This is a genomic window from Belnapia moabensis DSM 16746, from assembly GCF_000745835.1.
Lineage (GTDB): Bacteria > Pseudomonadota > Alphaproteobacteria > Acetobacterales > Acetobacteraceae > Belnapia > Belnapia moabensis.
The window spans coordinates 1-9,012 of sequence record NZ_JQKB01000131.1 but is presented as its reverse complement, the minus strand read 5'-3'; the positions used below and the strand labels follow the sequence as shown (position 1 = coordinate 9,012).

Annotated in this window: 7 protein-coding genes and 1 pseudogene; 5 read left to right on the top strand and 3 right to left on the bottom strand. The window is 65.4% G+C overall.

Annotated features, from left to right (window positions below; all coding sequences use genetic code 11):
- On the top strand, positions 1-266 hold a 266-nt coding region (locus tag EP26_RS28075), incomplete at its 5' end, for an IS5/IS1182 family transposase (protein ID WP_043342279.1).
- Here EP26_RS28075 and EP26_RS28070 read toward each other — a convergent pair.
- Positions 256-687, bottom strand: a complete 432-nt coding sequence (locus EP26_RS28070) for a hypothetical protein (protein WP_052389791.1) — start codon at positions 685-687, stop codon at positions 256-258. The genes EP26_RS28075 and EP26_RS28070 overlap by 11 nt on opposite strands.
- Before the next feature lie 96 nt (positions 688-783).
- The gene (gene recD2 / locus EP26_RS28065) at positions 784-2,964 is read right to left on the bottom strand and encodes an SF1B family DNA helicase RecD2 (protein WP_043344142.1); all 2,181 of its coding nucleotides are present in this window, start codon (positions 2,962-2,964) and stop codon (positions 784-786) included.
- A gap of 131 nt (positions 2,965-3,095) precedes the next feature.
- On the opposite strand from recD2, the pseudogene EP26_RS39060 reads away from it, so the two are divergent.
- A pseudogene (locus EP26_RS39060) lies at positions 3,096-3,311 on the top strand (competence protein CoiA family protein); the annotation flags it as partial.
- Between the two features lie 24 nt (positions 3,312-3,335).
- The gene (locus EP26_RS32630; RefSeq protein WP_245624554.1) at positions 3,336-4,286 is read left to right on the top strand and encodes a hypothetical protein; all 951 of its coding nucleotides are present in this window, start codon (positions 3,336-3,338) and stop codon (positions 4,284-4,286) included.
- A 276-nt stretch (positions 4,287-4,562) separates the two neighbouring features.
- Here the strand turns inward: EP26_RS32630 and EP26_RS28055 are convergent, their stop codons facing one another.
- The gene (locus EP26_RS28055) at positions 4,563-5,648 is read right to left on the bottom strand and encodes an MYG1 family protein (RefSeq protein ID WP_245624553.1); all 1,086 of its coding nucleotides are present in this window, start codon (positions 5,646-5,648) and stop codon (positions 4,563-4,565) included.
- A gap of 112 nt (positions 5,649-5,760) precedes the next feature.
- Between EP26_RS28055 and EP26_RS28050 the strand changes: the two genes are divergently transcribed.
- Both EP26_RS28050 and EP26_RS28045 read left to right on the top strand, forming a co-directional pair.
- Positions 5,761-7,341 (top strand): ABC transporter substrate-binding protein, encoded by a 1,581-nt coding sequence (locus EP26_RS28050; protein ID WP_211259592.1) that lies wholly within the window; start codon positions 5,761-5,763, stop codon positions 7,339-7,341.
- A gap of 235 nt (positions 7,342-7,576) precedes the next feature.
- A complete protein-coding gene (locus tag EP26_RS28045; RefSeq protein ID WP_043344134.1) occupies positions 7,577-8,419 on the top strand; it encodes a glucose 1-dehydrogenase in 843 nt (280 codons plus the stop codon).
- The last annotated feature ends 593 nt before the right edge of the window (positions 8,420-9,012 follow it).

Sequence of the window (9,012 nt, the reverse complement as noted above, 5' to 3'; positions counted from 1 at the left end):
TTGGCGACCGCGGCTTTGCCTCTGACGCCTTCCGCGAGCGCATCTGGGACATGGGCGCGCGACCTGCGATCCCGCCCCGGCGCACCGATGCCGAGGTCGCCTGTCCGGACTGGATCTACGCCAACCGCCACCTGGTCGAGAACCTTTGGGCACGTCTGAAAGAGTGGCGAGCGGTCGCTACTCGCTACGAGAAGACCGCACGCTCCTTCCTCGGCGTGCTCTGCCTCGCCGCCACCGCAGACTGGATCAAAGTCATCAAGCTCTAACAGGCCTTAGCCCTCGCGCATACGCTTCGCGTTCCTCAAAGAACCGCACGCCCGCTCCTCGCCCGCGATAGGCCGCGAGGAGAACTGCCTCACCGAAGTAGCAAAACCGGGCCGGGTCGAGCTCGTACGCGGCGAAGGCGTTTGGCACGCTCGCGCTTGCCTCGACCATTGGTAGGCATGTCGCCGCCCCAACCGGCAGGTCACCGTCGAAAGCGACCACAATGGCCGCATCCGGGCTGCTCCCGTCGACGTAGGAGGCCAGATAGGACCCTGCCGCTGCTGGATCACTGGCATAGAGGTAGGGCCAGTCCCGGAAAACGGCGAAGATGAGCTCGCCCAACTGGGACAGCAGTGGCCGCAAGGCATCACCGAACAGCATTTCGTAGCGGAGGGGATGGGTAGGATCTGTGTGTGGCTCCATCGATGATCTCCCGGCCTCGGCGCCGAACGCATCAGGGTACAGACGGAGGGCTCCGTATGGGCACCTGATCCGCAGAATTGGCCGGCTATCGCGCGGCTAGCCATGGAGCCACTCGTTCAGCTTCGACCAGCGACGCCGGGTCTGCTGGCCGCGGACGGCGATGGACAGTGCCTTCTTCTGACCCAGCAGCACAACCAGCCGCTTGCCCCGGGTCACCGCCGTGTAGACCAGATTGCGCTGGAGCATGGGGTAGTGCTGGGTGGTGAGCGGGATGACCACGGCCTGGTACTCCGAGCCCTGGCTCTTGTGGACGGTAGTGGCGTAAGCGAGGACGAGCTCGTCCAGTTCGCCGAAACCATAAGCGATCTCCCGGCCATCGAAGTCGACGACCAGCTCGCCCTCCTCGAGATCGAGCCGGCGAATGATGCCGAGGTCGCCGTTGTAGACCTCGCGCTGGTGATCATTGGTAATCTGCATCACCTTGTCGCCGGGGCAGAAGGTCCAGCCGAAGCGCTCGACCCGAACCTCGCCGGGCGGGTTCAGCGCTCGTTGCAGCTCGATGTTGAGCGACCGCGCCCCGAGCCCGCCGCGGTTCATCGGGCAGAGCACCTGCACGTCTCGCACTGGGTCGAGGCCGAAGCGACGCGGGATGCGCTCGCGCACCACGGTCAGGAGCTTCTCCACCCCGGTTTCCGGATCAGGTGCCTCGATCCAGTAGAAGTCCGAGCCTTCCTGGGTCGTGAGGTCTGGCATCTTACCCCGGTTGATTAGGTGGGCATTCGTGACGATGCGGCTCCCGGCCGCCTGGCGGAACACCTCTGTCAGGCGCACCACCGGAACTGCGCCGGAGGCGATGACGTCGGCCAGCACCTGCCCTGGCCCGACTGAGGGCAGCTGGTCCACGTCGCCGACCAGCAGCAGGGCTGCCCCCTCGGGCAGAGCCTTCAGCAGCGCCCGCATGAGAGGCACATCCACCATGCTGGTCTCGTCCACCACCAGCAGGTCGCAGTCGAGTGGCTGCAGGTCGGTGCGCTTGAAGCCACCCTCCTTCGGATCGGCCTCAAGCAGGCGGTGGATGGTGCTGGCCTCCCGTCCGGTGCTCTCGGACAGGCGTTTGGCTGCCCGGCCCGTTGGGGCACAGAGCGCGATTTCGGGGCCCTTGGCCGCCACAATCTTCAGGATCGAGTTGACCAGGGTGGTCTTGCCTACGCCCGGGCCGCCGGTGATGACCAGCACCTTCGAGGCGAGCGCAAGGCGCACCGCCGCTTGCTGGCTCTCAGCCAAGGTCAGGCCGGTCCTCGCCTCCACCCAGGGTAGGGCCTTGTCAGCGTCGATCACCGGCCAGGGCGGCACGCCGGAGCTAAGGCGCCGTAGCCGCTCGGCGATCTCGCGCTCAGCCCGATACAGGCCGGCCAAGAAGACGCAGCGCTGCCGCTCCAGCGTGTCGGCCACCACGTCACCCGCTCCGACCTCCAGGCCGAGAGCCTCGCCAACCAGCGCTTCCGGCACGTCCAGCAGCCCTTGCGCGAGGGCGACCAACTCCGTCTCGGGCAGGCCGCAATGGCCACCTTCCATGGCCTCTGCCAGGGCGAAGGAGATGCCGGCGCGGACCCGGATCATGGCCGTAGGCTCGATGCCCAGCTTGGCCGCGATCTGGTCGGCGGTGCGGAAGCCGATGCCACGGATATCACGGGCGAGCCGGTAAGGGTTCTCGCTGACCAACCTAACCGCGTCCGAGCCATAGGTCTTGTAGATGCGGACTGCGCGGGAGGTGCCGACTCCGTTCGAGTGCAGGAACAGCATGATCTCGCGGATCACCTTCTGCTCCGCCCAACCGGCGACAATGCGGGCGGCGCGCTTCGGTCCGATGCCCGTGACCTCGCGCAGGCGATCCGGCTCTTGCTCGATCAAGTCGAACACCGCCTCACCGAAAGCCTGCACCAGCTTCTTGGCATAAACTGGGCCGATGCCACGGATCATGCCGGAGCCGAGGTACTTCTCCAGGCCCTCCAGCGTGGTCGGCGCTGTTGCCTTCAGGAACGAGGCCTTGAACTGCAGACCGTGGGTGCGGTCATTAATCCACACACCCGAGGCGCTGATGAACTCGCCGGCCGAGATCAGGGCGGCATGGCCGACGACGGTGATGAGGTCCCGCTGCCCACGCACCTTGACCCGCAGGACGCAAAAGCCGGTCTCGGCGTTGTGGAAGGTGACCCGCTCGACCAAGCCGGCCAGAACCTCTGTCGAGGACGCCGCCGCATTGTTCGTTCCGTCCATGCCGAGCCGTTCATTCCCTGGGATCTCGGTCGCGCCTGCGCTCCATATGGCTCTTCCAGAGTAGTGCAGCCACTCCCTGCGCCTGCCCATGCTGTTGCTCTCAGCCCAGGTGCCGGGCGAAGCTGGAGCGCATGGCAAGCAGCGGGCTTCCCGGGACACCCGAGTGCTCCCCGCGTGGGGACGGCGTGCTTCTTCCCTACGGTGAGGCATCGGATGGCCGCCTCGTGCGCGCCACAGAGGTGCCCGCCGGGTTGGAGTGCGGCTGCTCCTGCCCAGCATGTGGCGCCCCCCTCGTAGCGCGCCGGGGCGAAATGCGGGTCGCCCATTTCGCGCACGCCACCGATCGCACCTGCGCCTCGGCCCAGGAAACCATGCTGCACAAGCTCGCCAAGCAGCTGATCGCCGACGGCGCTCCTTTGATGTTGCCCGAGGTGGTTGCCGAATACGGCGGCAGGCGCCGCCTCGTCCGGCCGGCCGTGACGATCCGGCCTGAGGGCGCTGCCCTGGAACCTGGGCTCGACGGGTTGCGTCCCGACATCCTCATCACCGTGACCGGACGCCCGCTCCTGGTCGAGGTCGCGGTGACCCACTTCTGCGGCCCTGAAAAGCTGGCCCTCATCCAAGAGCGACGTTTGGCCGCCGTCGAGATCGACCTGTCGCGGGTCGCCCGGGATGCCTCGCCGGAGATGCTGGAACACGCCATCCTGCGCTCGGCACCGCGACGTTGGCTCTGGAACCGTCTTGCCGAGGCCACCGAGACTGCAATGCGCGCCGAGGCGGCGCGACGGGCTTGCTCCCGGGAAGCAACGCTTGAGCGCCTCGGGAATGCCCTCATAGTGGCTGCCGCATCTCCGACTGTAGAGCCGGCCGACCCTCGACTGACCTGGGCTGTCGAGGCGACGCGTGATGCTGGCTTGGAAGGTGCGGTCGGGATCGCCGTGGACGGGGATGGGTGCTTTGTCGTCGCCCGGGAGATCTGGCAGTCACATCTGGTCGGGCGCCACATCCTGGGCGGCATTCCCTTGGACGAGCGCACCGCGGCAACCTCGCTCTATCCAGTAGTGCGGGGCCGTTTCGCCGAGCCCAGGCCGGATGGCTTCGAATGGCAGGTCATTACCGGCCGCTTCCCGGCACTCCGGCAGCCATGCGACGTCGTGGTCGACTACCTGCGCCTGCTTGGCCTCATGGGCCTGCTGGTCCGTGACCCCGGCGGCTTATGGCGGGCCGGTCGGGCCGCGGTTGTAGCGCGCGACAGGCGCCAAGCCGCGACGGCCCACCGGATCGGACATAGGAAGGCTCCAGCCCGCAACGGTGGAAAGTAGGCACACCCAACCAAAGGGCTCAGGGCTGAACAGCCGTTCAGGGCGGAAAGCAGCGTCATAAGGCGTGGCTCGTCAGTGCCCGGTCCAACCTCGCAAGCGGACGAAATGCTGCCCTTCAAGCTTGTGCGTGATGTCATGATCTGGCCGAAAGCGGTCTGGCCGCATCGCAGCGATCGCCGCCAAGAAGTAGACGTTTTTTGGATGGGCGCATGGGCCCAACGCCATTCCGTTCCGTTGACTTAGCAAAATATGCCGAGAGTCTACGGAAGTGCGGCTTCACAACTCCATCGCCTTGCGAGCCATTTCCATGGCGCCGGCGCGCGACTTGGCGGCGCCTACGAAGCGGCGCAGATGCACGAACACGGCATCCGCTATGTCCGTCTTCGCCACCAATGCCTCCCCTTGCAATCCGCCCCAGGCTTCAGGCAACGGCAGCCGTTGCTCGAACGAGCCTGGCTCCGGCGGCATCGTATCCAGCATCCAATTCCCGTTCGAGGCAGGGGAAACGGTGAGCAGGACTGGCAAGTCGTGCGAGTAGACCACGTTCTTCCAGGGCATTCCGTGATCCAGCACCAGGATGCGCGGATCGTCGCCGGCCTTGTGCGCAGCGAGGACGCTAGCCTCGGCCGCAAGACGTGCCCGCAATCCATCAACGCGGCGGCGCAGGATACCTGAAGCCAGTGTGGCCGCCTCCTGAAAGGCCACATCGCCGGCCGTGGGTCCGGTCCCCGCGGGATCATCCCAGGTCGGATTGAATTCGCCGATCAGCGTTGCCATGCCAAGCGTATCGCGCTCGTTTGAGCCGTTGGTCGACAGGCCGTTATCGATTTCGTCAATTCGCAGCACAATGGTCTCATCGACTTCCGAGGCGATCGCGGCAGTGAAGGCCTCAGCCCCGCTCTCCCGCAACAAGGCGGCTACCGCGCGTTCACCGTAGGCTTGCCAAACCAGGCCTGCGGAGGAGAAGGGCGTTGCATCGGCTCGCTGCGGTGCGCCGCGCTGGTGGTGGTCGAAGCGGTTTGCGGCTGCATCGAAGACGAACCCTACATCCCAGACGATGTCGGCTGTGTCGATCAATTCCGGCTTGCGGGTGCGCAGCAGCACATGGTCCCGGCCGGGTTCAGCCAAGCCCAGCGCCACGCGCAATACGGCATAGGCAAATACCTCGTCGCAATGGAACTTGCCGACATGGGTTGCGAGTACGGGAAGCGGCAGGTCACGTGCCATAATCGGAATCCAATACGAGGGTGCTTCGGCGCTGGTGAGGAACGCCTTTGGCGGAGTGCCTACCTCGGCAAGCCCGATGCGTCGATGGTTCGAGCTCACGTACCCCTGGCGATATTCGGCGTAGTAGACGGTCAAGTGAACCGATCATCCGCTTTGGAAAGCCGCATCTCGACGGCAGGATGGCAGCCTTGGGCATGGCCTCGTTGTTGCTACGCCTAAGCCGATACCGAATCGAGGTCTCCCGATGATGAAACGTCGCACCCTGCTCACCACCGGCGCCGCTGTGCTTGTCGCACCCCGCGTGGCCCAGTCGCAGGCCGCCAGGACGCTCAAATTCGTCCCGCAGATTGACGTGCCTTTGCTCGATCCCATCGTCACCAGCGCCTACATATCGCGCAACCATGGCTTTGTGGTGTTCGATACGTTGTTCGGGCAGGATAGCGAGTACAAGGCGCAGCCGCAGATGGTGGACGGCTTCGCCACCGAGGCCGACGGCAAGACCTGGCGGCTCACGCTGCGCGATGGCCTCAAATTCCATGACGGCACCCCCGTGCTCGCCCGCGACTGCGTCGCCAGCGTCAACCGCTGGGGCAAGCGGGACGCGTTTGGCCAGGCGCTGATGGCCGCCACCGACGAGCTTTCGGCTGCCGACGACAAGACGATCGTCTTCCGCCTCAAGCGCCCCTTTCCCTTGCTGCCGGACGCACTGGGCAAGGTTGCCGGCAACATGTGCGCGATCATGCCGGAGCGGTTGGCCAACACCGACCCCTTCAAGCCCATCACGGAGATGGTCGGCAGCGGCCCGTTCCGCTACGTTGCAGCCGAGCGTGTGCCGGGGGCGCTCAGCGTCTACACACGGTTCGAGAGCTACGTGCCGCGGCCGGGTGGCACGCCGAGTTGTACCGCCGGGCCGAAGATCGCATACCTGGACCGCATTGAATGGGGCACCATCCCTGACCCGTCGACCGCCATGGCCGCATTGCAGCGGGGCCAGGTCGATTGGTGGCAAGAGCCATCGCTCGACCTGTATCCCGTGCTTCGGCAAAACGGCAGCCTGACCACCGACACACTCGACCCGACGGGTCTGCCGGGCATGGTGCGGTTCAATCATCTGCAGCCGCCCTTCAACAACCCGGCGATCCGGCGTGCGCTGCTCGGTGCGGTGAACCAAGCGGACTTCATGCAGGCAGTGGCAGGGACTGATCGGTCGCTGTGGAAGGACGATGTTGGCTTCTTTGCCGCCGCCTCGCCGCTGGCCAGCAGCGCCGGAGTATCGGTGTTGCAAGGCAAGCGCGACTTGACTCGTGTAAAGGCCGACCTCGCCGCGGCCGGCTACAACGGCGAGCGCGCAGTGGTGATGATCGCGACCGATCTGCCGGCTCTGCAAGCGCTGGGCGAGGTGGGAGCCGACATGCTGAAGCAGGCTGGCATCAACGTGGATGTGCAGAGCACAGATTGGGGCTCGGTTATCCAGCGCCGGGCCAGCAAGGCCCCGGTCGACAAGGGCGGGTGGAGCGTCTTCTTCACCAGCTTCTTCGGCGTGGACCAATTCACGCCAGCGACGCATCTCGGCCTGCGGGGGAATGGCGAGGCCGGGTGGTTTGGTTGGTGCGACTCCCCCAAGCTCGAGCAGTTGCGGGATTCCTGGTTCCATGCGCCAGACATGGCGGCTCAGAAGGCGATCGCGGTGCAGATCCAAGAGCAGGCGTTCCAGGACGTACCCTACCTGCCGACAGGGGAGTATTATCAACCAACCGCCTACCGCAAGACGGTGAGCGGCGTGCTGAAAGGCCTGCCGCTAATGTGGAATGTGAAGAAGGAGGGGTGACTACCGTCAGCCCGATGCCGGCTTGAAATGATTCTTGTCAGCCGTGCGTCGGCCGCCCGAGTTTGGCCGAGAGCGGAATGGCAGCTTTCGAGGCCTGACGGGCAGAGGCAGGCCATTGCTTTTTGGCCAATCGCACCGCCGAGTTCGCCTCACACCGCACCTCCATAGTATGTAGGCGCTCTCTCGCATTGCATCCGGACCTGCTCCGGGTGCAGCTTCCTCGCAGGCTTGCACCATGGGTTTGCTCGACGGAAAGGTTGTGATCGTCACCGGAGCGACGAGCGGCATCGGCGAGCGGATTGCTCGGCATTTCGCCGAAGAAGGGGCAAGCGTCGTCGGTGCCGGTCGCCGCGAGACGGAAGGTGCCGTGCTGGCGCAGCACACCGGTGCAACGTTCTTGCGCACCGACGTGACGCTGGAGGACGAGGTGCGCCGCCTCGTAGCGTTCACTATCGAGCGCTTCGGTCAGTTGGATCGCATGATCAACAACGCCGGCTCCTCCGCACCGGACACGAGTATCGCTGAGTTCGATATGGCCTGTTTCAACCGCGTCATGAGCGTCAACATCCGCGGTGTGGTGCTCGGCATGAAACACGCGGCAGCAGCCATGCTGCCGCGAGGCGCCGGCAGCATCGTCAACATCTCCAGCGTCGCCGCCTCGCAGGGCGGCTTCACTGGTCATGCTTATACCGCGTCCAAGGCCGCGGTGCTCGACGTGACGCGCTCCGCCGCGACAGAGCTCGGCGGGAAGGGTATTCGCGTAAATGCGATCTCGCCCGGCGGGATCGTCACCGGGATCTTCGGCAAGAATGCTGGGTTGGAGGGATCTCAGGCGGACCGCGTGTCGGATGCCGTCCGAGACGTGTTCTCCAAGCTGCAGCCGGTCCAGCGGGCGGGCGAGACACTCGACATCGCGCATGCGGCGGCGTTCTTGGCCAGCGACATGTCCGGTTTCGTGAACGGGCATGCCTTCGTCGTGGACGGCGGCCTCTCGGTCGCGGCCATGGGCTGGGAAAAAGGCCTAGCATTGCGAGCGAATCTCAACGAACGGGTCAAGATGGCAGCCGCTCGCGGTTAAGGCGGGACTGGCGCAGCCTGCGTGCGGGGTTGAGGCACATCGTGTCGCTGCCGGCTACTGTGGCTCGATGGCTGTGTGCTCGCGCGGAGAGCAATGGTGCGCTGTCCCCGAGATGGGCGCAAAGCTGTCGACCTCGACTACTGACCAGAGACGTCCGCTTGCCCACCAACACCGGACGTAAGGGCAGCGGGCACGAGGGGCGTCCTAGCCGAGCAAGGCTGTAGCCCTGAGCCGCACGAAGCAAGCGGCCCCGGCAGACGCTCACTTGCAGCAGGCGGAGATATCGTAACTTACAATCGGCTTCTTTTGCAGCCTTCCGACCTGAGCGGCGAACCCGGGTGGACGGAAGCCGGATCAGCCAGCCACCTCCTTCGCCTGCAGGACCGACGTCGTAAAGACATGGGCAGCGTTATTGAGGCGGCTCCCATTGTCTTGACTACGCGGCGTAGCGGAATTGCGGGTGCTGAAAGATGGAGCGGATCCGCTGCGGCCGCTTGGCAAGGCTACGCATATGGCTGATCGCCGCACGTTTCAGCTGCTGCTTGCTGCGCGCCGGCGCCTTGCGCGGGACCGCCTGCTTGAGGTCGGCGTTC

Bases quoted from the DNA above. Each gene is read 5' to 3' on its own strand.
- EP26_RS28070 (WP_052389791.1), bottom strand. From the start codon at position 687: ATGGAGCCACACACAGATCCTACCCATCCCCTCCGCTACGAAATGCTG.
- recD2 (WP_043344142.1), bottom strand. From the start codon at position 2,964: ATGGACGGAACGAACAATGCGGCGGCGTCCTCGACAGAGGTTCTGGCC.
- EP26_RS32630 (WP_245624554.1), top strand. From the start codon at position 3,336: ATGCTGCACAAGCTCGCCAAGCAGCTGATCGCCGACGGCGCTCCTTTG.
- EP26_RS28050 (WP_211259592.1), top strand. From the start codon at position 5,761: ATGAAACGTCGCACCCTGCTCACCACCGGCGCCGCTGTGCTTGTCGCA.
- EP26_RS28045 (WP_043344134.1), top strand. From the start codon at position 7,577: ATGGGTTTGCTCGACGGAAAGGTTGTGATCGTCACCGGAGCGACGAGC.